The organism is Streptomyces sp. NBC_01478, assembly GCF_036227225.1.
Classification (GTDB): Bacteria; Actinomycetota; Actinomycetes; order Streptomycetales; family Streptomycetaceae; genus Streptomyces.
Genome location: NZ_CP109444.1, coordinates 552709 through 574519, shown reverse-complemented (window position 1 = coordinate 574519; position 21811 = coordinate 552709). Strand labels below are relative to the sequence as shown.

Annotated in this window: 18 protein-coding genes and 3 pseudogenes; 13 read left to right on the top strand and 8 right to left on the bottom strand. The window is 70.2% G+C overall.

Annotated features, from left to right (window positions below; translation table 11 throughout):
* The first annotated feature begins 112 nt into the window (after positions 1 to 112).
* Positions 113 to 409 carry a hypothetical protein gene (locus OG223_RS02500; RefSeq protein WP_329241644.1) on the top strand — a complete coding sequence of 99 codons (297 nt, stop codon included), beginning with the start codon at positions 113 to 115 and terminating at the stop codon, positions 407 to 409.
* Between the two features lie 434 nt (positions 410 to 843).
* On the opposite strand, the gene OG223_RS02490 is transcribed toward OG223_RS02500, so the two are convergent.
* Positions 844 to 3666 (bottom strand): cation-translocating P-type ATPase, encoded by a 2823-nt coding sequence (locus tag OG223_RS02490; RefSeq protein WP_329241641.1) that lies wholly within the window; start codon positions 3664 to 3666, stop codon positions 844 to 846.
* Positions 3667 to 3786: 120 nt separating this feature from the next.
* Positions 3787 to 4115: pseudogene (locus tag OG223_RS02485) on the bottom strand (universal stress protein).
* Between the two features lie 367 nt (positions 4116 to 4482).
* Here OG223_RS02485 and OG223_RS02480 point away from each other — a divergent pair.
* The 4 genes from OG223_RS02480 to OG223_RS02465 all read left to right on the top strand — a co-directional run bounded on the left by OG223_RS02480 (position 4483) and on the right by OG223_RS02465 (position 8735).
* A complete protein-coding gene (locus OG223_RS02480) occupies positions 4483 to 5337 on the top strand; it encodes a slipin family protein (RefSeq protein WP_329241639.1) in 855 nt (284 codons plus the stop codon).
* 367 nt (positions 5338 to 5704) lie between these two features.
* Positions 5705 to 6112: a hypothetical protein gene (locus OG223_RS02475; protein ID WP_329241636.1), complete on the top strand. Its 408-nt coding sequence runs from the start codon at positions 5705 to 5707 to the stop codon at positions 6110 to 6112.
* Between the two features lie 622 nt (positions 6113 to 6734).
* Positions 6735 to 6941 (top strand): DUF2180 family protein, encoded by a 207-nt coding sequence (locus OG223_RS02470; RefSeq protein WP_329241633.1) that lies wholly within the window; start codon positions 6735 to 6737, stop codon positions 6939 to 6941.
* A 102-nt stretch (positions 6942 to 7043) separates the two neighbouring features.
* The gene (locus OG223_RS02465; protein ID WP_329265099.1) at positions 7044 to 8735 is read left to right on the top strand and encodes a sensor histidine kinase; all 1692 of its coding nucleotides are present in this window, start codon (positions 7044 to 7046) and stop codon (positions 8733 to 8735) included.
* Positions 8736 to 8928: 193 nt separating this feature from the next.
* Here OG223_RS02465 and OG223_RS02460 read toward each other — a convergent pair whose 3' ends face one another.
* A complete protein-coding gene (locus OG223_RS02460) occupies positions 8929 to 9945 on the bottom strand; it encodes a CHRD domain-containing protein (protein ID WP_329241631.1) in 1017 nt (338 codons plus the stop codon).
* A gap of 513 nt (positions 9946 to 10458) precedes the next feature.
* On the opposite strand from OG223_RS02460, the gene OG223_RS02455 reads away from it, so the two are divergent.
* From OG223_RS02455 to OG223_RS02445, 3 genes are all read left to right on the top strand, one after another.
* A complete protein-coding gene (locus tag OG223_RS02455; RefSeq protein WP_329241628.1) occupies positions 10459 to 11868 on the top strand; it encodes a diacylglycerol/lipid kinase family protein in 1410 nt (469 codons plus the stop codon).
* A complete protein-coding gene (locus OG223_RS02450; protein ID WP_329241625.1) occupies positions 11861 to 12487 on the top strand; it encodes a phosphatase PAP2 family protein in 627 nt (208 codons plus the stop codon). The genes OG223_RS02455 and OG223_RS02450 overlap by 8 nt, the downstream gene beginning before the upstream one ends.
* A 613-nt stretch (positions 12488 to 13100) precedes the next feature.
* Entirely contained in the window at positions 13101 to 13616 is a 516-nt protein-coding gene (locus OG223_RS02445; protein WP_329241623.1) for a DUF2231 domain-containing protein, read from the top strand.
* Positions 13617 to 13694: 78 nt separating this feature from the next.
* Here OG223_RS02445 and OG223_RS02440 read toward each other — a convergent pair whose 3' ends face one another.
* A complete protein-coding gene (locus tag OG223_RS02440; protein WP_329241620.1) occupies positions 13695 to 13829 on the bottom strand; it encodes a hypothetical protein in 135 nt (44 codons plus the stop codon).
* 191 nt (positions 13830 to 14020) lie between these two features.
* Between OG223_RS02440 and OG223_RS53895 the strand changes: the two are divergent.
* The 4 genes and pseudogenes from OG223_RS53895 to OG223_RS02425 form a co-directional block, all read left to right on the top strand.
* Positions 14021 to 14116 (top strand): annotated as a pseudogene (locus OG223_RS53895) (hypothetical protein); the annotation flags it as partial.
* 133 nt (positions 14117 to 14249) lie between these two features.
* Positions 14250 to 14792 (top strand): annotated as a pseudogene (locus OG223_RS53890) (HAD-IC family P-type ATPase); the annotation flags it as partial.
* Positions 14793 to 14898: 106 nt separating this feature from the next.
* Positions 14899 to 15456: a cation-translocating P-type ATPase C-terminal domain-containing protein gene (locus tag OG223_RS02430; protein WP_329241615.1), complete on the top strand. Its 558-nt coding sequence runs from the start codon at positions 14899 to 14901 to the stop codon at positions 15454 to 15456.
* Positions 15440 to 15823, top strand: coding sequence for a VOC family protein (locus tag OG223_RS02425; protein WP_329241613.1), 384 nt, complete (start codon positions 15440 to 15442; stop codon positions 15821 to 15823). Before OG223_RS02430 ends, OG223_RS02425 begins: the two co-directional genes overlap by 17 nt.
* 31 nt (positions 15824 to 15854) lie before the next feature.
* Here the strand turns inward: OG223_RS02425 and OG223_RS02420 are convergent, their stop codons facing one another.
* The 4 genes from OG223_RS02420 to OG223_RS02405 all read right to left on the bottom strand — a co-directional run bounded on the left by OG223_RS02420 (position 15855) and on the right by OG223_RS02405 (position 20158).
* Positions 15855 to 16559: an APC family permease gene (locus OG223_RS02420; RefSeq protein ID WP_329265097.1), complete on the bottom strand. Its 705-nt coding sequence runs from the start codon at positions 16557 to 16559 to the stop codon at positions 15855 to 15857.
* A 344-nt stretch (positions 16560 to 16903) separates the two neighbouring features.
* Positions 16904 to 17956: a class I fructose-bisphosphate aldolase gene (locus OG223_RS02415; RefSeq protein WP_329241610.1), complete on the bottom strand. Its 1053-nt coding sequence runs from the start codon at positions 17954 to 17956 to the stop codon at positions 16904 to 16906.
* A 284-nt stretch (positions 17957 to 18240) separates the two neighbouring features.
* Complete coding sequence (locus OG223_RS02410; protein WP_329241606.1) at positions 18241 to 19407, bottom strand: ABC transporter ATP-binding protein; 1167 nt, start codon at positions 19405 to 19407, stop codon at positions 18241 to 18243.
* Positions 19408 to 19846: 439 nt separating this feature from the next.
* Positions 19847 to 20158 (bottom strand): hypothetical protein, encoded by a 312-nt coding sequence (locus tag OG223_RS02405; RefSeq protein ID WP_329241604.1) that lies wholly within the window; start codon positions 20156 to 20158, stop codon positions 19847 to 19849.
* Between the two features lie 777 nt (positions 20159 to 20935).
* On the opposite strand from OG223_RS02405, the gene OG223_RS02400 reads away from it, so the two are divergent.
* Positions 20936 to 21811, top strand: coding sequence for a universal stress protein (locus OG223_RS02400; RefSeq protein ID WP_329265096.1), 876 nt, complete (start codon positions 20936 to 20938; stop codon positions 21809 to 21811).

Genomic DNA, 21811 nt, shown 5'->3' with positions numbered 1-21811 from the left:
CGGTCACCCGGTGGCCGCCCGGATGGGATGTGCGTCTGGCCGCTTCTTAAGCGGCTGTGAGAACGGTCCGAAGTCGATTGCACGGGTTTTGCTGGTGCGCGACCATCACCGGATGGATGCAGATGTGGGCCGGGAACTGGTGCGGGTTGTGCAGACGTGTTCCGCCTGCCCGTCGCAGTGGGATGCCTGGACAGCAGACGGCCAGTACTTGTATCTCCGATTCCGGCACGGTGAAGGCTGCGTCGAGTGGCACCCTGACCCTGATACCGACACGCCGGACTCCTGGAACGAGGGTCTCTCGGGACTCCTGGTCGAATGGGACGACGGCACGGGTAGCGGTGTCATCAGCCTTGAGGACTTCCTCGCGGCAGCCGGTTTGGTACTGGCGCCTGGTGCATCGGTGAGTTGAGGTCGTGGCACGCGGTTATGTGCGGAGCCCAAGCCTGGTGGTCGCCCTCCGCGTGAACCTCTGCGCAGGCGGGCAGCCTGGCTGTCAGTCTTCTCCCGGATCGTGTGCCGGATGCCTTGGCGTCGCAAGTACGCACGGCAGGGCGCTGCCACCTCTCTGTCCGGCAGTGACGAGCAGGGGCTGCGGGCGGCAGCGTCTGTCCGTGCTCAGGTGAATCGTGCTGGTGAATCCGCTCCGCGAGCGGCCCAGTCCCTCACCTCCCGCACCATCTCCGCCAGCCGGTCGACGAGGCTCTGCCACGGGGGTTCGGCCTGGTGTTCTGGTCCCAGTCGACGTCACCCACGGCGTCGGCTGCGGCCTGGACCTGCTGCCGCAGATGTTCCCAGGTGCCGACAGCCTTTCGTCGGCCGGGACAGCAGTACTGATCCCGCTGCTCACCCTGCCTGGTCCGCCGGACGCCCCTCTGCGAAGTGCGCGGTCGCGGGCGTTGCGAGCGCTGAGGTCCTGGTCGCGTCGTGGCGGCGCCGGAACCAGCGGAAGGCTTCGTCGGCTCCCCAGACGATGAGCGGGAACAGTGCGATGACCGCGAGCTGCGCCGGGCTGAGAGCTGCCGTGCCGAAGATGTGCTGGAGGGGCGGTGCGTAGACGACCGCTGCGGTGAAGGCCAGCTCGAAGGCGATGCCCCACAGGAGCAGGCGGTTGGTCCAGATGCCGACGGTGAGCAGGGAGGCGCGGTCGGTGCGGGCGGCGAAGGCTGTGCCGATCTGGCAGGCGACGATGCCGACGAACGTGATGGTCGTCGCTTCCAGATATGCCTGGTGCAGGGTGGTGCCGCCGCCCGTGGGGTCACCTGGGTGCCAGCCGGCGTGCCACAGGGTGAAGAGGAAGCCGCCCATGACCAGGACCGCGGAGATCGTTCCCAGGAACGCCCATGCGCGGAAGAGCAGGGCCCGGTCGATGACGCCTGTCGTGCGGGGGCGGGGCGGGCGGGACATGAGTCCGGGCTCGGCGGGCTCGCGTCCGAGTGCGAGCGCGGGGAGTGTTTCGGTGCCGAGGTCGATCGCCAGGATCTGCAGGACCGTCAGCGGCAGCGGGATGTGGCCGCCGGAGAGTGCGAAGACGAGGAAGGGGACGACCTCGGGTACTGCGTGGGCGAAGATGTAGAGCACGAACTTGCGGACGTTGTCGAAGACGCGTCGTCCCGCGTCGACCGCGGAGACGATGGTGGCGAAGTTGTCGTCGGTGAGCACCATGGTGGCTGCCTCGCGGGCCACGTCCGTTCCCGACTTGCCCATGGCGACACCGATGTCGGCGTGGCGCAGGGCAGGGGCGTCGTTGACGCCGTCTCCGGTCATCGCCACCACTTCGCCCTGCGCGCGCAGGGCTTCGCAGATACGGAGTTTGGCTTCCGGTGAGGTGCGGGCGAAGACGATTTCCTGCCGTTGCGCGAGCAGTTCGTCGAGGTCTTTGTCGCTCATCCGGTCCAGCACGTCACCTGCGAGAACCGGGCTGCCGACGTGGCCGATGCCGACCTGGCGGGCTATTTCCGCGGCGGTGAGTCCGTAGTCGCCGGTGATGACGTGGATACGGATTCCGGCCCGGTGTGCGTCCTTGACGGCGTCGGCGACGCCGGCACGTGCGGGGTCCGCCATGGCGACCAGGCCGATCAGGGTCAGGCCGGATTCGGCTGCCGGCCGGTCCACCGGCACCTTCTCCCCGTGGTCCAGGACATGGCGGGCGATGGCGAGCACGCGCAGTCCGGAAGCCGCGTAGCCATCGATGGTGGTGTTCAGTTCCGCGCGCACGGTGGCGTCCAGTTCGACGTTCTTTCCCTGCGGGCCGAGGAGGTGGGTGCAGCAGGGCAGGACGGCTTCGGGGGCGCCGTTGGTGTGCACCGTGACGGCGCCTGCCTCGTCGTTCACCGTGGACATGCGCTTCAGGTGGGCGTCGAAAGGAAAGATCGTGCGGCGGGCGGCCTTGCGCTGTGCGGGCCCGACGGCCACGCCGAGGTCCTCGGCCAGGCGCAGGATCGCGAGTTCGGTGGGGTCGCCGCTGCCCTGAGGCTGTGCCGGTGTGGGTGCCTCCGCGGTGGTGCAGGCGGCGCCGCTCGCTGCGAGGACTGCCGCCTGCGGCTCGTGAGCGGCCCGGTCCGCTTCGATCTCGCTGCCCGCCAACCACAGCCGGGTGACCCGCATCCTGTTCTCGGTGAGGGTGCCGGTCTTGTCCGTGCAGATCACGGTCGTCGATCCCAGGGTCTCGACTCCCGAGAGGCGTTTGACGACGGCTCCTCCACGCGCGAGTTCCCGCACTCCCGCGGCAAGGGCCAGGGTGATCGTGGGCAGCAGTCCCTCGGGGACGTTGGCGACGATCAACCCGATGGAGAAGCTGATGGCCGCGCTCCAGCCCAGCCCGGCGGCGACGCCGATGGGCAGGAAGGCCGCGCCGATCGCGACCGCGACGACGGCGATGATCCAGGTGGCCCGCCGCACCTGCTTCTCCAGCGGGCTGCGCTCCGTGTGCACGCGCTGCGACAACGCGGCGATGCGGCCCAGCTCGGTGTACATGCCCGTCCGGGTCACAACCGCTTCCGCCTCGCCACCGCTGCAGGTGGTGCCGCTGAAGACGAGTTCGTGTGCCTCCAGAAGGGAGCCGGTCGCGTCGGACGGCTCGGGCGAGCGGGTCACGGGAAGGGATTCGCCGGTCAGTGAGGACAGGTCGAGCGTGAGGGTGCCCTCGATGATCCGGGCGTCGGCGCAGACCCGGTCGCCCTCGGAGACGATGAGGATGTCTCCGGGCACGAGGTCCTTGGCCGCGATCTCGCACCGCACCTTGTCGCGTACGACCCTGGCGGTGGGCGGCAGGAAGGCGGCCAGCGCCTCCACGGCTCGCTCGGCCTGCATCTCCTGGACGAAGGCGAATCCGGCGTTCAGGAGGATGACGGCCACAACGGCGATGGAGAGTGCGGGTGTTCCTCCGGCCCATGCCAGGACGGCGGCGAGGGCGAGCAGAATCGCCAGGGGCTGGGTGAACTGGGCGAGCAGCTCGCCCGGCCAGCGCCTGCCGCCGGATCGGGTCAGCACGTTGGGGCCGTAGACCAGTTGTCTGCGGGTCGCCTCCCGGCTGGTGAGGCCCGAGGGGGAGGTGCGCAGGTCGCGGAAGAGTTCCGCCGGCTGCCGGCGCTCGTCGGCCTGCTCGGCGTTGTCGGGCTCATCGGGCAGCGGGGCTTCTCGCTCGGCGGTGTGTGATGACCGGGTCATGAGGGGCCCTCCCGGGAAGGAACGTGCCTGAGATGGTGCGGATGCGCCTCGAAGCCGTTGTCCGTCACGGCCAACACGCCACGAGGGGACGGCTGTTGTCCTCGGCCGGTGAGCGTTCCGTCACGCGGGCCGGGGTTGGGGGATGACGACGACCGGGCAGGGCGCGTGCCGTACGCAGTGCCGGCTGACCGAGCCGAGCAGGATGCCGGTGAAGGTGCCGTGGTCACGGCTGCCCAGGACCGGGAGTTGTGCGGTGCGGGCGGCTTCCATCAGGACCTGCACGGGATGACCCTCGTCCACGCGGGGGACTGCCACGCGGCGCCCGCTTCGACGGTGCTGCCGGTCAACTCGGCCTGCGCCAGGCCCCGTCGCAGTGCCGCCCGCGAGCACGCCGAGCCGTCGACACCCACGGCGACGGCCAAGGGATTCTCGTCGGTGTGCTGAGCCATGTCGTTCTCCTGCCGGTCGGTTGCCAACAGGGCCGGCTTGCCCGAGGGCAGCGAGGGCTCGCGCCGCCGGGACTTCGGTGAGCGCCTGGGCAGATGTTCCGGCCGCTAGGGGGAGACCGGACAGACAGCTTCACGCTACGCACCCTCGTCGAACCCGTGACGGGCCATGCGGCCCTGCCTTCAGGGCCGCATGGCCCTCTCTGCGTGACCCACCTGTATCCGGGCCGAGGCGAACGAAATGGGGGACCGGTTGGCCCCTGCCTGCGCCGGAGGCGGCGAGCCATGCTGGGGAGACGGCACGAACTGCGGAGCTCTGCCTGGCCCGCCACCAAGGGGGCGTCTCGTGCCCTATCTGAGGAGCAGCACCATGGAAGTACTCATTTTCCTGATCGTCGTGGTGGCCGTACTGGTTGTCGTGGCGATCGCCATGGCCATCAAGGTCGTCAAGCAGTTCGAGCAGGGAGTGCTGTTCCGGTTCGGTCGACTGGTCGGGCCTCGATCTCCTGGTCTGCGGTTCATCATTCCCTTCGTCGACGTCCTGCACCGGGTCTCGCTGCGGATCGTCACGATGCCCATTCAGTCGCAGGGGATCATCACGCGCGACAACGTCAGCGTCGATGTGTCGGCGGTGGCGTACTTCCGTGTCGTGGACGCCGTGAAGTCGGTCATCGCGATCGAGAACGTGCACGCCGCGATCAACCAGATCGCCCAGACCACGCTGCGCAAGGTCGTCGGACAGCACACGTTGGACGAAACGCTGTCGGAGACCGACCGCATCAACCTGGACATCCGCGAGATCCTCGACGTCGCCACCGTCGAGTGGGGCGTGGAGGTCACCCTGGTCGAGCTCAAGGACATCCAGTTGCCCGACAGCATGAAGCGTGCGATGGCCCGTCAGGCCGAGGCCGAGCGGGAGAAGCGAGCGAAGATCATCAACGCCCAGGGCGAGTCCCTGGCCGCAGCGGCCCTCGGGGAGGCGTCGGACATCATGATGGACCACCCCTTGGCCCTCCAACTGCGCAACCTCCAGAGCCTGGTGGAGATCGGAGTCGACAAGAACACCACCGTCGTCTTCCCCGCTCCGCTGATGAGCACCATCGGCGAGCTCGGCTCCTTCCTCGCCCGTGAGACGGCGGCGGCCGCGTCCACGACACCGCCGCCCGCCGAGCGCATCACGACCAGCCCGGACCCCGTACTGAACGGGTCGACCAAGACCGTCTGATCAACCGCCTCACCGTGGCGGTGGCTGCCAGGAGAAACGTCCGGGCAGGCCACCGCCACAGTGACGGGGAGTGGTACTCCGGGCTGTATGGCGGCAGATGGAACAGCTCCCCCCGATCATCGGCTGACGGCGGCGGGCCTTGAACTCCTTGGCCACGTGCGCCGAGGCGTTGTCCAGTACGGCCGCTCCACCGCCCAGGCCCGCCAGGGGAGCCGACGCGGCCTCACGCGGAGCACAACGTCGCCGCGGCCGCCACCGCGTGACTCTGCGACGACAGCGCTCCCTCGGCAGGGTTCACGCCGGGGGGTGCTGCTGTGAGCCGTGCCGGAGTCGACTGTTCCTTTGAAGCGGAGGGCAGACCTGCCGCATGGCGACGCCAGAGAACCACGAACAGGGGCGAGACGCAGACGCCCGTCTGTGGGAGCACCACCTCCACACCGACACCATGGTCTTCGAGCGCGGCAACCTGTTCCTCGTCGCGCAATCTCTCCTCGCGGTGGCCTACAGCACCACTGCCACATCGGGCACCACTCACGCGGCAGCACGTGTCCTGGCCGGCTTCGGGCTCGCGCTCACCGCCATCTGGGCATATGTAGGACACCGATATCACCGCTACAACCGGGCCATCCAACGACGTACCGCCGAGCGTCTGCCGGACTACGCGGAAACCTATACATGTAGCCGCATTCCCGGCCCCAGCGCGATGCCGCTGATCGCCTACGCGCTTCCGGTTCTCGCCGCGGTCATGTGGATCGTTCTGCTCATCGTCACGTAGTCGGCGCTGCTGAGCGGCTCGGCTGAAGCTCGTTGCCGACTGTCGGATCCCTGTCCCCGGCCCGATCCGGTCCCGCCGTCCCCAGGCGGCTGTCGCTGTCCAGGACCGAATCCGGGGACTAGTGTGGGTGATGCCGCCCTGGTCCCCGGCCGCGCCGCTTCCACCGCGATGTCGCACCGGAGTACTCCGCTCACCCGCCGCAGGGCCCGTGCCCCGCTCCCTGCACACGGTGCTCCCGGGCAACCCGATGCGTCCGGCGAGGCATCTTCCTCTGCCCCGCCCTCCTCGACAGGCAAATCGAAGCCCAGGCGGTACTCATGTACGTACTGCTCCTCCCAGCGGTGCTCCCGCTCGCCCTGCTCGGCACGATGATCGCGCTGTCCTGGTGGGAAGACCTCCTGCTCGTGGGGGGCGTAGAAGCGCACTGGACGGTAAGACGTTCCACTGCGAGGTCCACGCGCCGACGTGCGCTCTTCCTGCCTGCGGCCAACTGCCAGGGCGCAGAGCACGACCACACAGTTCTTACGCCGCTGAAGCGTGCGCCTGCTTCAGGACTCGGCTCGACCGGGCGTGCTCGCGCACCCCGTCACATCCGTCGACCCCTCTGAGAGGAGAAGGACGCATGAACTGCTACGAGTGTCACCAGTCCGGGACGACCACTGCCGCCGTCGCCGTCTGCCGGAACTGCGGAGCCGCCCTCTGCCCCGATCACGTCAAGGTCAACCCGCAGCATCTGGAGCGGCCGGAAGGCATGGGTGTGACCACCCTCAAGCAACCCGCTCGCCGCATCACATGCCTCACCTGTCATGACGCGGAGCACCAGTTCTGACCTGGCCGCGCCACCCACCGGGCACCGGCAACGGCAGGCCGCCCGGGACGACCGAGCGACCGGAGGCAGCAAGTGAACGTCGAGGAACACGCACGGTCCGAGATGGTGCCGCAACTACGTCTGGACGAGCTGCTCGAAGAACTCCAGGTCCAGATCCGCGTGGTCCGCGGCACCCGAGGACGCCTCCACGGGCTGCTGCAGGCGATTCTCTCGGTGGGCCGCGAGCTCGATCTCTCCCAGGTGCTGCGCCACATCACCGAGGCCGCGGTGGTCCTGGTCGACGCCGAATACGGCGCACTTGGTGTCATAGGTCCCGATCAGCGCCTCACCCAGTTCCTCACGGTCGGTGTCAGCGAGGCCGAGCAGGCCCGGATCGGGGCTCTGCCCGCCGGACACGGGGTGCTCGGCGAGCTGATCAGACATCCGGAAGCGCTGCGGCTGACAGAGCTGTCACAGCACCCGGCCTCGCACGGCTTCCCCCCGCACCACCCGCCGATGCACTCCTTCCTGGGGGTGCCCGTCAGTGTCCGGGGAGAAGTGTTCGGCAACCTCTACCTCACCGAGAAACGCGGTGGTGCCCAGTTCGACAGCGAGGACGAAGCCGTCCTGTCGACCCTGGCCGTAGCCGCAGGCGTGGCGATCGACAACGCCCGCCTCTACGCGGAGGCACAGGTCAGAGAACGCTGGATGGCGGCCGGCGCCGAGCTCACCCGCGGCCTGCTCTCCGGAACCCCGGAGACGAAGGTGCTGGAGCTGATGCTGAACCGGGCACAGGACATCACCTCGGCCGATCTGGGCGTGGTCGACCTGGTCACCGCCGGAACGCGGGAACTGCGCGGGGTACTCGCGCTCGGGGAAGGTGCCGCGCTGCACCGTGGTGTGAGGCTGCCGCGCGAGGGGACTCTGAGCGGGGCGGCCCTGGCCGCAGGGCAGTTGATCGTCACCTCCGATGTGGGGAGCGACCCGCGGATCACGTACTGTCCCGAACGCTGGACGGGGCTGGGGCCCGCGGTCGCCGTTCCCATGGGTACCAGTGACGGAGATCGCGGGGTGCTCGTCCTCGCGCGTACCGCCGGGTGCCCGACCTTCACCCAGGCCGAGATCGAGCCGCTGCCCGGCTTCGCAGGCCAGGCCGCCCTCGCGCTGGAACTCGCCGACCGGCGCAGGGCCGCCGAGCAGGTGAGCCTCCTGGAGGACCGCGACCGTATCGCGCGCGACCTCCACGACCTGGCCATCCAAAGGCTGTTCGCGACGGGAATGACGCTGCAGAGCGCGCATCGCTTCGTCGCGCACCCGGAAGGGACCGAGCGGATCGACCGGGCGGTCGACGACCTCGACACCACCATCAAGATCATCCGGTCCACGATCTTCGGTCTACGGGCCCACGACAGCACCGCGATCGGCAACGGCCTGCGGGCCCGTGCTTCCAAGACCGCCGAGGAAGCCGTTCCCGCGCTGGGGTTCACTCCCTCCCTGCTCATGGAGGGACTGCTCGACACCGATGTCCCGCACACCATGGCGGACGAAGTCGTGGCGGTGCTGAGCGAAGCACTGTCGAACATCGCCCGGCACGCACACGCCTCGTCCGCGGAGATCGCACTCGTCGTCCGCAAAGAGCGGCTCACACTGACCATTACCGACGACGGCGTCGGAATCGGCGAAGGCGGACATCGCAGCGGGCTGAGCAATCTCAGCGAGCGCGCGCGGAACCTGGGCGGTGAACTCACCCTGGCCGCACCGCCCGAGAGGGGCACCCTGCTGCGCTGGGGCGTACCGCTTCCCGATCGGCGTTAGCGCGGCCCCGCGGGATCACGCGTCCTTGTGCGCCGGTCTCCGTTGCAGCAGCCGCCCACGCCGACGGCGACGCTCTGGTACGGAAGTGGCGTACCGGGGTGTGGGGCGTCGGCTGTCGGAAACCCGCGGCGATGCGAGTCCGCGGGGGACTCGCATCGCCGGGTGGTGTTCGGGCAGGACGGTTCGGGAGGTGTTACTTGGTGGCGAGGAAGAGGTAGTCCGCGGTGTAGGGGACGCGGACGGTCGGCTGTGCGGCCGGGTTGCAGGTGCCGGCCGGGGCGATGCCGCCGGCGGTGTTGAGTCGCAGGACCGAGGTGGTCTTGGACAGGAGTCCTTCACTCTTGCCGGTCTGCTGTGCGCGGAGCAGGAGTTGGGGGATGTTGCCCGTGCCGTTGTCGAACTTGTTGACGACGGTCCCGGTCACCGAGGAGCCGTCGGGGGCGATCCACTGCGGCGGGCCGGCGGGGCCGTGCTTGGCGAAGCTGTGCTGGATGTCGCCCTGGAGGGTGGCGTCGACGTTGTCCTGTGTGAAGGCGTAGGAGCCGTCGTCCTGCTTGGTGCAGGCGTAGATCTGGGCTCCCTTGACGACGCCGGCCAGCGCCGAGTGCCGGATGGCGTCGGGCAGCGAGACCGCGCCCGACAGCGCGACGGCCTGTCCGCGGACGGCGCCGCCGGGGAACTCGGCGGTGTGCAGGTTGAAGTAGAACCGGTCGGGATACGCCTTGATGTTCCGCAGCAGGTCGGCGTCCTTGACCTTCACGGTGCCGAACACGAACGGCGTGCCGCCCTTGAGCTTCTCCATGAAGAACGGGATCTTCACGTCACCGTTGGTGCCCCGGCCACCCTGGTGGAGATGGGCCATGGTCGGGGTCCCCGTACCGGTCCACGCGAACGCGAAGGACACCTCGTCGCCCTGGATACGCATGAGGGCCACCGCGCTGCCGTCCTTGTCACCAACCGCCGGTTTGCCCTTGACGGGCACCTCGTTGTCACCGGTGAGGATCGAAGTGAAGTACGTCGCCCCCGATGCGTTCTCGGAGTAGCGGCCGATGGCACCCGCCGCCTGCGCGGCACCTGCGTGCTGCGTCGCTCCAGCCGCCGGATGCGACACGTTGGCGTCGGCCGCTCCGTCCACGCCGTTGAAGGCGGTCAGGAGCAGGCTGCCGGTGATCGCGGTCGCGGCGATGGTTCCGAATCGCTTGAACATCATGTGTCTCGTTCTCCCCGTGATTGCCGATCCGCGGTCGCCCCGCGGTCGTTCTCCCTCCATCACGGGGCCCCTGGGGCGATCCCTCACCCGATGACACTCCTGAGACACGCCTGAGAAGGGACGGCATCACTGAGGACACGATCTTGACATTACGACGCACATCGACCGACCGCCGAGAGGCGCCGGCCCGGTGCCGGTGACGGCGGCGAAGGCCTCCGGCGCCGACCCGGCGCCAACTCGGCCTTGCCGCGCGGGTGGTGGGCCCCGAGACCGCAGGGCGTGGCCCCCTCCGTCCCGCGTCCGGCACATCCCCGCAACCGGACGGGCGCGGGCCAACACGTCACCGCTGTCGGTTTCGCGGCTTGAGCCGGCGCCGCCGATAGCCTGGTCGAGGGCGAGGCGGGACACACCGGGTACGTTCCATGGACACCGACAGGAATCGCCGGAGTGACGGGCAGACGGAGCCCCGCCGCGTTGGCGACCGTCCGACCCAGCCATGACCGGGAAGCGGCATTGAACGAGACCAGAACGACGCGCGAGACGGAACGCCACGGACCCGGCACGGGCCTTGGCGCGGCGCGAGCCCTGGCCCGCCTGGCCCTGCTGTGCATCGCGGGAGCAGTGGCGGCAGTGGTGGCCGGCGCCGGCCATGGGTTCATCCTGCTGCTGGGCCTGGCGGGCCTCGGGCTGGCCGGCGCGGGCCTGTGGTGGGCGCTGGCGCACCGCGGCTTCGCCCGGCTCCTCGGTGCCCTGCTGGCGATCATCGCGCCCGTCGGCGTCCTGGTGCTGTACGCCGTGTCGGGCCTGTGGGTGGTCGCGGTGATCGCCCTCGCGGCGTGGACGGCCGCGCTCGGCTGCGCGAGGAGTGCCCTGCGCCGTCTGCGCAAGCCGCACGGCATGCACACGCGCACGGTCCGCCCACCCCGCCGGGCTGTGCTGATCATGAATCCGAAGTCGGGTGGCGGGAAGGTCGGGCGGTACGGACTCGTGGAGCGGGCCGAGGCACTGGGCGCGCGAGTGATCCTGCTCGACCTCGACACGGATCCGGATCCGGTGGCACTGGCCCGGCAGGCGGTCGCCGAGGGAGCGGATCTGCTCGGTGTGGCCGGCGGCGACGGCACCCAGGCACTGGTGGCGGGAGTGGCCGCCGAACACGGTCTGCCGTTCATGGTCGTCACGGCCGGCACCCGCAACCACTTCGCCATGGACCTCGGTCTGGACCGGGACGATCCGGCGAGCAGCCTGGAGGCGCTCTCGGACGGTGTGGAACTCCGCGTCGACCTCGGAGACATCTCCGGCCGGCCGTTCGTCAACACCGCCTCGTTCGGTACGTACGCGCACATCGTGCAGAACCCCGACTACCGGGACGCCAAAGCGGTCACCGCGCTCGACCAGTTGCCGGACCTGCTGGCGGGCGAGTCGAGCGCCGAACTCATTGTCCAGACGGACGAAGAGCGGTTGGAGGCCCCACAGGCGGTGCTGGTCAGCAACAACCCCTACGCACGGGCCGACCCCCTGACCGGCGGCCGCAGGGAACGTCTCGACACGGGCGCGCTCGGCGTGATCGCGATCCGGGTCGGGGGCGCGGTACAAGCCGCCGAACTGGCACTGCTGGGGGAGCGGGCCAGCGGCATCACGACCCTGACGTCCCGCAGCGTCGTCGTGGAGTCCGACGAGGAGACCATCCCGGTGGCCGTGGACGGCGAGGCACTCGTCCTGCCCGCGCCCGTGGTGTGCACGATACGACCCGGCGCGCTGCGGGTGCGCGTGCCACGGGAACGGCCCGGGGCACCGTACGTCGCACCGACCGTCGACTGGTACCGCGTTCTGCGCCTCGCCTTCGACCGGTCGCCCCACCAACACGAGAGCCACGCCCCCGCCGCCCCCTCACGCGACAAGAACCAGGAGCAGAGCGATGATTGACGGCCGCCCTCGGCAACAGCGAGTACCACAGGGCCTGTTGCGGGATCTCGCCAGCCTCGACCAGGCGCTCTACGAGGCCGTGACGGTCACCAGCACACCGGCACTGGACTCGGCGTTGCGCCGACTGTCCGCGGCGGCCGATCATTCCAAGATCTCTTTCCTGATCGCCGCCACCCTGGCTGTGCGCCCCGGCCGCTCCCGCCGCGCCGCGGTGCTCGGCGTCGCGGCGCTCGGCGTCGCGTCCACCACGGCCAACCTGCTCGGTAAGCGTCTTGTACGGCGGCCACGCCCGCACCGTGCGGAGGACTCGCCCTTCCCCGGTCGGCACGTCCCCATGCCGGCGTCCGCCTCGTTCCCCTCCGGCCACACGGCCTCCGCCGTCGCCTTCGCCGCGGCGGTCGGGCCCGCGTTCCCGGCCGTCACGGTCCCTCTCGGCCTGCTGGCCTGTGCCGTGGGCTACTCGCGCGTCCACACCGGGGTGCACTACCCGGGCGACGTCGTCGCCGGCGCCGTACTCGGAACGGGCGCGGCTGCCGCCGTCCTCGCGGTGGCCGCACACTGGGACGGCTCGGGCGGCGGCAACGCCGGGTGGCTGACCTGTGGCTCTTCGGCCCGGTGACGGCCCGTGGTCCGGGCGCTCGGGCGTCCGGACGGCAGGCGTCTCCCGAAACGTGGATCACCCCACCCCGTAGTTGGACACGCGGCAGCCCTCCGACGGCGGGTTTTGGCTGCCGCAATTGACTGGGGGCAACGCGTCGCAGGTTCAAATCCTGTCGTCCCGACAGTGCGAAGGGTCTTCGCAGGCGAGAGCCTGTGGGGGCCCTTTTCGTAGGCCTCGCCTTCCTCTTCGGCTTCGGCGACGTCTGGACGCCGGCCCTGCGGTTGGGTGTGTCCGGATGGGGCCCCGCTCGTCGCATCTGCTGTGGATCTTTCGGTCCTGGCGCTCCTGCCGGCGGTCCGGTATCTCGCCCTCAACGTCACCGAACCGCTGCTCGCGGATGCAACTCGACGGCCTGCGCACCTGTCTATACGGGCTCCATTCCGTTCTCCGCCTGCACTTCGGCCAGGAGGAGAGCTACTTCTCACTCGCTCTCCGAGCCTGCCCGCCCGTGAGAGCCACAGGGGCAGTGATTCGGACGAGACTCAGAGGTAACTGAGAGGTCCCTGTGAAAAAGTGCCGAGGTTTCCGCAGGGTCCACCGTCCGGCCAACCCCCCCATGGAGAAAGCCCTCATGAGCCTCACCGTCGTCAACGGACTGCCCGCGCACGTCCTGTTCGTACACTTCGTCATCGTGCTCGTGCCCCTGAGCGCCCTGGCACTCGTGGTGTGCGCGGCCTGGCCCGCCGGCGCCCGACGGCTCGGCCTGCTGCTGCCGGTCCTCGCGCTCGTGACACTGGCCAGCGTGCCGGTGGCCACACATGCGGGGGAGTGGCTGGAACAGCACGTCGGCAGCGACCCGTTGGTGCGCAAGCACGCCGAACTCGGCGACGGCCTGCTGCCGTGGGCTCTCGGCCTCTTCGTGATCTCGGCCGTCGTCTGGTGGACGGCCCGCCGCTCGGCACCCGCCAAGGACGGCACGGCGGGTGCCTCATGGTCACCCTCGGTACTGGTGCGGGGCGCGGTCGTGGTTGTTTCCCTCGCTGTCGCGGTCGGCGCCGTGGTGGACGTCTACCGGATCGGCGACTCGGGCGCCAAGGCCGCCTGGAAAGACAACTACTCCAAGACGGCCACACAGAACGGCGGCTGACAGGACGGGGCCGCCGTTGGGGCCCGGCTCCTCCGGACCGGCACTCGAGTGCCAGGGCGGTAGGAACTGCGACGCCGGTCAGAAGGAAGGCTGGAACGTCCATGTGTTGGCCGGGCGCGGCGCGGTCGTCAAACGCCTCAGCGCCGTGGAGACACTCGGCTCGACGACGGTGATCTGCACCGACAACACCGGAACCGTCACCGAGAACCACATGCGCGTCACCTCCCTGTGGACGTCCGAGGGCTCCGCGGACCCGCAGGTGGCGACGCCGCAGACCGACCTCGTCGTGCGATCCGCCGCGGCCTGCACCAACGCCGAACTGCCCGGGAGCGCCACGGCCGAGGCGAAGGGGGGATCCCACCGAACTCGCCCTGCTGGAGCTGGCCGCCGCCCTCGGCCGTCCAGTGCCCCCCGACCAACGCGCCCGACAGCGCCGGACCCTGTTCCCCTTCGACTCACGGATCAAGCTCATGACCACCGTGGACGAGCAGCACGACGGGGACAGGGGCACCGTCCTCACGGTGCGCACCAAGGGCGCCCCCGAAAAGGTGCTCCCCCAGGCGCACCCACTTCCAACACTCGGGCGGCGTACGGCCGTTGACGGACGACGAGCGTGCCGCCGTGACCTTGGCCATGAACGACTACGCGGACGCCGGGCTGCGCGTCCTGGCCCTCGCCGTCCGCCAACTGCCCGCCGGGACACCCGTCCCCGCCCGGCGCGAGGAAGCCGAACTCGACCTGTGTCTGCTCGGCCTGGTCGCCATGACCGACCCTCCCCGCCCCCAGGCGGCGGCCGCGATCGCCCGCGCCCATCAGGCCGGCATCGGCGACGACAAGCCGCACGTCATCACCGGCGCCGAACTCGACCGGATCTCCGAACCGGAACTGGATCAACTCCTGGGCTCGGAAGGCGAAGTGGTCTTCGCTCGCAGCACACCGGAAGCCAAGCTCCGTATCGCCGACGCGCTGCGCGCCGAGGGCCAGGTCGTCGCCATGACCGGGGACGGTGTCAACGACGCCCCCGCACTGCGCCGGGCCGACATCGGGAGCGCCATGGGCCGCTCCGGGACCGACGTCGGCCGGGAAGCCTCCACGGTGGTGCTCATCGACGACGACTTCACCATCGTCGTCTCGGCCATCGAGGCCGGCCGCCGTTTCTACGACAACGTTCGCAAGTTCATCGTCTACATCTTCGCCCACGCCGTCCCCGAGGTCGTTCCCTTCCTGGTCTTCGCCCGCTCCGGCGGGGCGATCCCGCGCCCAGGACGTCATCACCCGGCCGATGCTCGGCCGCGCCTTTGGCTTCCTCGGACTGATCTCCGCGCTGCTGGTCGTGGCAGCCTTCCTCATCATCCTGCTGTACGCTGGCTGGCACCCGGGCGACGACGTCGGCTCGGGCAGCCCCCTCCACCACGTCCACCGGCAGGCCACCGCCATCACCTGGGTCGGGATCGTCGCCTGCCGGCTCGGCACGGCCATGGCGGTGCGCACCGAACACGCTTCACTGCGCAGCGTCGGCCTGTTCACCGACAAACCCCTCCTGGCAGCCCTCGGGTTCGCCATGGCCTTCGCCCTCGCCGGGGTGTACCTCCCCGTGGCCCACACCGTGCTGGGCACCGAAGCACTGTCCACAGGCCAATACGTGGGGCGGACCAACCTTGATGGCAAAGGCGATCACGAGCACTGTCCGGGCCGCGCGGCGCAGAAGGCCAGGTTTTCGTGCACCACAAGAAGCGGCGCCCTGGTCGAGCGCCGGCTAACCACCGATGCCCGATCACGCCGCACGCGCGACAAGCAGGAGTCGCATACGGCAGGCTGCCGGAATGAAATCTCGAACTGACGGCATGTGGTGGGGAACGGCGATCGAGGCGCCGGACCCCAGCGGCCTGGCGAGGTTCTACGCCGAACTGCTCGGCTGGCACATCGGACACGAGGAGCTGGGAACGGCCGTCGTCGCCGCCTCACCGCAGGGGCCCTTCTTCGTATTCCAGCAGGCGGACGACTATCGGGCCCCGGTCTGGCCTCCGGCCGACGGGGAGCAGCGCCCGATGATGCACTTCGACTTCCAGGTGGGCGACCTGGACTCGGCGGTCGCCGAGGCGGTCGCCCTGGGCGCCACGGTCGCGGAGTCCCAGCCGCAGGTGAACGTCCGAGTGCTCTTCGACCCCGCCGGCCACCCCTTCTGCCTCTGCTACGACGAAGGATGACCGCCTGAATCACACGTCACGGGATCCACGCCTATGGACCGTTGCTCGATGTCGTGACCCGTCGTAGACCGTAGAGCGCAGCCCCGAGGACGAGGACCACGGCGCCGGAGACGACGGTGCTCGCGGGCAGGGCGAAGGCGAGGACCGCGCAGCCGGTCAGGCCGATGACAGGGATCAGGCGGTTCGGTCGGCCCTCTTCCCCGGTGAAGGTCCAGGCAGAGGCGTTGGCGATGGCGTAGTAGGCCAGGACGCCGAAGGAGGGGAAACCGGTCGCACCGCGCACGTCCGTGGTCGCGGCGAGGACGGTGACCACCGCGCCGACCGCGAGTTCGGCGCGGTGGGGAACACCGAAACGGGGGTGGACGGCGGCCAGGGCGTGCGGCAGGTGCCCGTCCCGGGCCATCGCGAAGATGGTGCGGGAGACCCCGAGGATCAGCGCGAGGAGTGAGCCGAGCGCGGCGACAGCGCCGCCGATGCGGACCGCCGGCACCAGCCACCCGGCGCCCGCGGCACGCGCGGCATCCGACATCGGGGCGGTGGCGTCCGCCAGCCCGCGCGGGCCCGGCAACGTCAGGACGGCGACGGCGACGGCGACGAGAGCGTAGACGGCGAGGGTGATCCCGAGCGCGATCGGGATCGCGCGGGATGGTGCGGCCCGGGTCGCGGACTTCCTTGCCGAGGGTGGCGTGCGGGCGTAGCGGGCGAAGGCGAAGAAGAGCAGACCTGCGGCCCGCAGCAGTCCGCCGACGGTGGTGTCCGAGCCTGGGAGGCGACGGCGGTCGGGCAGGACGTCTTCATCCGAGTACCGCCTTCTCCGGGGCGGATCGACCGACGCCCGGGGCGCGCCGGGGCCTCCTCCGGGCCGTGCCTTGTCGAAGGGGTGCCTGTGTGAGCCGAGGGAGCCGGGCGGTCACCGACGGCAGGCGGAGGCAGGGGGATGCCGCGGTCGCGTTCGCGGTGGACGCGAGGACGGGGTCCGGGCGATGGACGAGGCAGTCTCGCCGCCCGTACCCCGTCGACGAGCGAGGCCCCGAACACCGTGCCCGGAAGCGCCGACCCGAGGCCCCGGTCGTGCCGGGGTCAGGCGATGGTGACGCTGTCGTCCAGGTAGACGTCCTGGACGGCGTGGAGGAGTTCGATGCCCTCGGCGGTGGGCCGTTGGAAGGCTTTGCGGCCGGTGATGAGGCCGGTGCCGCCGGCCCTCTTGTTGATCACCGCGGTCCGTACGGCCTGTGCGAGGTCCCCGTGGCCGGCCGAGGCGCCGCCGCTGTTGATCAGTCCCACCCGGCCCATGTAGCAGTTGGCCACCTGCCAGCGGGTGAGGTCGATCGGGTGATCGCTGGTGAGCGTGCCGTACAGGAGCTCGTCGGTCATGCCGAACTCCAGCGCACGGTATCCGCCGTTGTTCTCCGGCTGCTTCTGCTTGACGATGTCCGCCTCGATGGTCACGCCGAGGTGGTTGGCCTGCCCGGTGAGGTCGGCCGACACCGCGTAGTCCGTGCCGTCCTTCTTGAACGCCGGGTTGCGCAGGTAGCACCACAGCACGGTGAACATGCCCAGTTCGTGCGCCCGCGCGAAGACCTCGCTGACTTCCCGCAACTGGCGGTCCGACTGCTCCGAACCGAAGTAGACCGTGGCACCGACCCCGGCCGCGCCGAGGTCGAAGCACTGCTGGACGCTGCCGAACATGATCTGGTCGTGATGGTTGGGGTAGGTCAGCAGCTCGTTGTGGTTGAGCTTCACGATGAACGGGATCCTGTGCGCGTAGCGCCGAGACACGGCCCCGAGCGCGCCGAGCGTGCTGGCGACCGCGTTGCAGCCGCCTTCCAGGGCGAGTTCGACGATGTTCCTGGGGTCGAGGTAGCGGGGATTCGGTGCGAACGCGGACGCCGCGGAGTGCTCGATGCCCTGGTCGACCGGCAGGATGGACACGTACCCAGTCCCGGCCAGTCGGCCGTGGTCGAAGAGGGACTGCAGACTGCTCAGTACCCGGGGCGAGCGGTCGGTCGCGGCCACGACCCGGTCGACGAAGTCACCACCCGGCAGCACCAGATCCTCCCTGGGTATCCCCTGGGCGGTGTGGGTCAGCAGATCTTTGGCGTCGTCACCGAGCAGGCCTTGGATGTCGGTCATGGTTTCCGCCTCTCTTGTCCCCGGGTGTCGAGGACCAGCCGTTTGCCGTGCGCTCTGTCGCGCCTCGACGGACCCGCGGGATGGGTGTCACCTTCGAACCGTGTGGGGGAGCGCGCAGATTCGTACAGTCACCTCGCGGGTCCACTGTCCAGCGTGCGGCGTGGTGTGAACGCCCGGCATGGCCCGTTCGGCCCGCCACCGAGGTCGAACGGGCCATGCCCGGCGCATTCCGCGGGAGTTGGGGACCCGGGACGAATCTCCGGCGGGTGGCGCTGCGCACGGGCTCAGCCCGTCGGGACGTTCTGTTCGGCGTCGACGACGTGTACGTCGGCCCGGACCGGTCCCGTGTCCGTGGGAAGCCGCAGCCCGGTTCCGGGTGAGAACCAGTGCACCGCGTCGGCGCGCACCGCGACCCGGAGTGGGGATCCCTTGCCCTGGGTGGGGCGTCCGGGGAGCCGGACGACGACCGGGGTGAGGTCCTGGCCGAGTCTCGCGGTCGCGTGGAGGTAGGCGACGGCGCCGGTGTCCTCGACCGTGTCGACCACCATGTCCAGGGCCGGGGTCGCCAGGTCTTCGGGAGAGAGCACCTGGATCTCCTCGGGCCGGACCCCGAGCGTGATCCGCGTGGCGCCCTCGGCAGCGGCGGCGCGCAGTGCGGCCCGGGGCAACGGCACGGTCAGTCCGCCCAGTTGGGCCCCGTCCGCGGTGAGTGGCGCCTGGAAGAGGTTCATGGCGGGAGACCCGATGAAGCCGGCGACGAACGTGTTGGCGGGGTGCGCGAACACATCCTTGGGCCTGCCCACCTGTTGCAGCATTCCGTCCTTGAGGACGGCGAGGCGGTCGCCCATCGTCATGGCCTCGACCTGGTCGTGGGTGACGTACACGGTGGTGGTGCCCAGACGGCGTTGCAGCACGGCGATCTGGGTGCGCGTCTGCACGCGCAGCTTGGCGTCGAGGTTGGACAGCGGCTCGTCCATCAGGAACACCCGCGGCTCGCGGACGATGGCGCGTCCCATCGCGACCCGCTGTCGCTGGCCGCCCGAGAGCGACTTGGGCTTGCGGTCCAGGAACTCCCCCAGATCGAGGATCGTGGCGGCCTCCTGGACCCGCTGCCGGATGTCGGGCTTGGGTACGCGCGAGATCTTGAGGGCGAAGCCCATGTTCGCCGCCGTCGTCATGTGCGGGTACAGCGCGTAGTTCTGGAACACCATCGCGATGTCACGGTCCTTGGGCGGCAGATGGGTCACGTCCCGGTCGCCGATACGGATCGAGCCGGAGTCGACCTCCTCGAGTCCGGCGAGCATGCGCAGGCTGGTCGACTTGCCGCACCCGGACGGTCCCACCAGGACCATGAACTCGCCGTCGGCGATGTCCAGTTCGAGGTCGCGGACGGCCGGGCGGTCCATGCCCGCGAAGCACCGGGTCGCGTGGTCGAAGGTGACGGACGCCATGATCTCCTCCTTCGGTGAACGTCTCCCCACATCCAGCCTGGAACGGGATGTGACGCGGCGGCAGGACCAGGACGACCCGTCTCCGGTGCCGGTCGGCCCCTTGCCACCTCCATGAGCCGCACAAGGCTGGATCGTGCGGGGGTGGGAGGGGGAAGACATGTTTCGGTCCCGGGTGGTGCCGTCCCGGCCCCGGCATCCGAACACCGACACGGTGCCGCTGATCCCGGCGGCCCGCCCGAGCACGGGGGAGGACGGCTCCGCCCCCGTCTTCGTCGACTCCACCGGCCGCCGCGCTGTGCGCCGCGTACACCGGCGTACTGGCACTCAGTTTCATGGGCGCGACACCGTTCGCCCCGCGGACCGTCGTGCCCGTGCCGGGTCTGCCCTCCGAGAAGCCGGGCACCGTGCGCGAGACCCCGCTGCCGGGTGAGTCCGCGGCTTACGCGTCCACGTCACCGTCGAGGGTTCCGGGACCGTCCGCCCTGCCCACGGTCTCGTCCTCGGGCAGTGGCCGTCCCTCCGCCCCGGCGACGGATCCCGGCGCGTCGTCCACGCGCACGGGGAGCTCCACACCGATCGGCTCCTCGCCCGCGGCCGGACCGATGGACTCAGGCAGCCCGTCCGTCACCGGTCCGGAGAGTTCCGGCAGTACACCCAGCGGGTCACCGGGCACCGGTGAGGCGACGCCGAACGACGGGGAGTCGCCCGGCACCTCCAGTGTTCCGGCGGGCACCTGATGCGCGCGCGGCAACCTGGCCTTCCTACCGGGACGCAGGTGACCCGCCGCAGTACCGCGTCCCGCCCGCGGATCGTGTCCGTGCTCCTGGTACTGGCCTTGACGGCGGGGATCCTGCTGCTGCACGGCTACACGCACGGGGAGTTCGCCGCCGACCACCGGGTGCACCCACCGGCGGCGGCCGACCGTGTGCCGGGGGAGGTGCTGCGCGGCGGTCCCGTCATCGACACCACAGGGTCCCGGACAAGCAGCCACCGGCTGCCGGACCACACCGTCGCCCTCACCTTCGACGACGGCCCCGACCCGGCCTGGACCCCGCGGATCCTCACGGGCACGGTCATCGCCACCGTCATCCGCGACGGCCAACCCACCGTCCCCACACCCGGGATGCGGCTCCGGAGCGGCGACGAACTCCTCGTCGTCTCACACGCGGCCACCGAACAGGAGATCCACGCAGCCTTCCAGTGCGATGAGCCATCGAGGCGGTGGGCACGCCGGAGACCCGCGAACTCGGCACCCGTCCGGTGCGCACGGCAGGCAAGGCGGGAAGAGCCCACCCGCTTCTCGCGGATCCTGATTGCGCGGTGCGCGGCCCGAGGACCGCTTCCCCGCGTCTCTCGACGAGCTCTTCCCGTCACCTTCAGCACAGCACACCGTTCAGGCCGCCGCCAGGGCCGATCGGCCCGTGCAGGGGCCCAATCGCCCCTGCTGCGGCAAGGAGGGGAGTGCGACGCTGGCCGGGGAATCCTCCTGCCGCGCGGCTGCGCGGCACGACGAAAGGCGGTGAGGACGATGGAGCTGCCCCTGGTCGTGGGTGTCGACGGATCGGACGGGAGTCTGCTCGCGGTCGACTGGGCGGTGGACGAAGCGGCCCGGCTCGGCCTGCCGATGCGGCTGGTGTACGCGTCCCTGTGGGAGCGCTACGAGGGCGCGGTGCCGTCAGGCAGCCGGGAGCGCACCTCCGAACAGGTCATGGCGGACAACACCGTCGGATCGGCGGCTGAGCGCGCCCACCGGCGCCACCCCGAGGTGAAGGTGTCCACGGAAGTCGTCCCCGACGAAGCGATGAGCGCCCTGCTGCGGGAGGGCCACACCGCATTCGCACTGGTCATCGGAGTGCGTGGCCACGGCGAACTGACAGGTCTGCTCCTGGGCTCGGTCAGCCTGGCCGTGGCGGCCCGCGCTGCCTGCCCGGTGATCGTCGTCCGTGGGGACGAGGCCGGTCGGTCCGGCACCCACGAGCGGATCCTGCTCGGCGCCGGCGAACCCGCCGTCGGCGAGGAGGCGGTGCGGTTCGCCTTCCGTGAGGCGGAGGCACGCAAGTGCGCCCTCGATGTCGTACGCGCCTGGCGCTGCCCCGCGCACGAGACCGCCGACGACCCGCTGCTGGCCGGGGACCCTGCGCACCGCCACGAGGAGCGGGCGTCCGTCCTGCTCGACGCCCTGCTGCAACACCCCATGGCGGACCACCCCGGTGTGCGGGTGCGCCGCAGCACGGTGGAGGGGCCGGCCCGCAGGGTGCTGCTGAACCGGACGGCCGCCGCCGACCTCGTGATCGTCGGAGCCCGGCGCCGGACCGGCCACTTCGGCCTCCAACTGGGCCGCGTGGCACACACGTTGCTGCACCACGCGGACTGCCCGGTGGCCGTCGTGCCGCAGCCGGTATGA

Bases quoted from the DNA above. Each gene is read 5' to 3' on its own strand.
- OG223_RS02490 (WP_329241641.1), bottom strand. From the start codon at position 3,666: ATGACCCGGTCATCACACACCGCCGAGCGAGAAGCCCCGCTGCCCGAT.
- OG223_RS02500 (WP_329241644.1), top strand. From the start codon at position 113: ATGGATGCAGATGTGGGCCGGGAACTGGTGCGGGTTGTGCAGACGTGT.
- OG223_RS02460 (WP_329241631.1), bottom strand. From the start codon at position 9,945: ATGATGTTCAAGCGATTCGGAACCATCGCCGCGACCGCGATCACCGGC.
- OG223_RS02410 (WP_329241606.1), bottom strand. From the start codon at position 19,407: ATGGCGTCCGTCACCTTCGACCACGCGACCCGGTGCTTCGCGGGCATG.
- OG223_RS02470 (WP_329241633.1), top strand. From the start codon at position 6,735: ATGAACTGCTACGAGTGTCACCAGTCCGGGACGACCACTGCCGCCGTC.
- OG223_RS02400 (WP_329265096.1), top strand. From the start codon at position 20,936: ATGGAGCTGCCCCTGGTCGTGGGTGTCGACGGATCGGACGGGAGTCTG.
- OG223_RS02450 (WP_329241625.1), top strand. From the start codon at position 11,861: ATGATTGACGGCCGCCCTCGGCAACAGCGAGTACCACAGGGCCTGTTG.
- OG223_RS02415 (WP_329241610.1), bottom strand. From the start codon at position 17,956: ATGACCGACATCCAAGGCCTGCTCGGTGACGACGCCAAAGATCTGCTG.
- OG223_RS02430 (WP_329241615.1), top strand. From the start codon at position 14,899: ATGCTCGGCCGCGCCTTTGGCTTCCTCGGACTGATCTCCGCGCTGCTG.
- OG223_RS02425 (WP_329241613.1), top strand. From the start codon at position 15,440: ATGAAATCTCGAACTGACGGCATGTGGTGGGGAACGGCGATCGAGGCG.
- OG223_RS02475 (WP_329241636.1), top strand. From the start codon at position 5,705: ATGGCGACGCCAGAGAACCACGAACAGGGGCGAGACGCAGACGCCCGT.
- OG223_RS02465 (WP_329265099.1), top strand. From the start codon at position 7,044: ATGGTGCCGCAACTACGTCTGGACGAGCTGCTCGAAGAACTCCAGGTC.
- OG223_RS02480 (WP_329241639.1), top strand. From the start codon at position 4,483: ATGGAAGTACTCATTTTCCTGATCGTCGTGGTGGCCGTACTGGTTGTC.
- OG223_RS02445 (WP_329241623.1), top strand. From the start codon at position 13,101: ATGAGCCTCACCGTCGTCAACGGACTGCCCGCGCACGTCCTGTTCGTA.
- OG223_RS02440 (WP_329241620.1), bottom strand. From the start codon at position 13,829: ATGTGGTTCTCGGTGACGGTTCCGGTGTTGTCGGTGCAGATCACCGTC.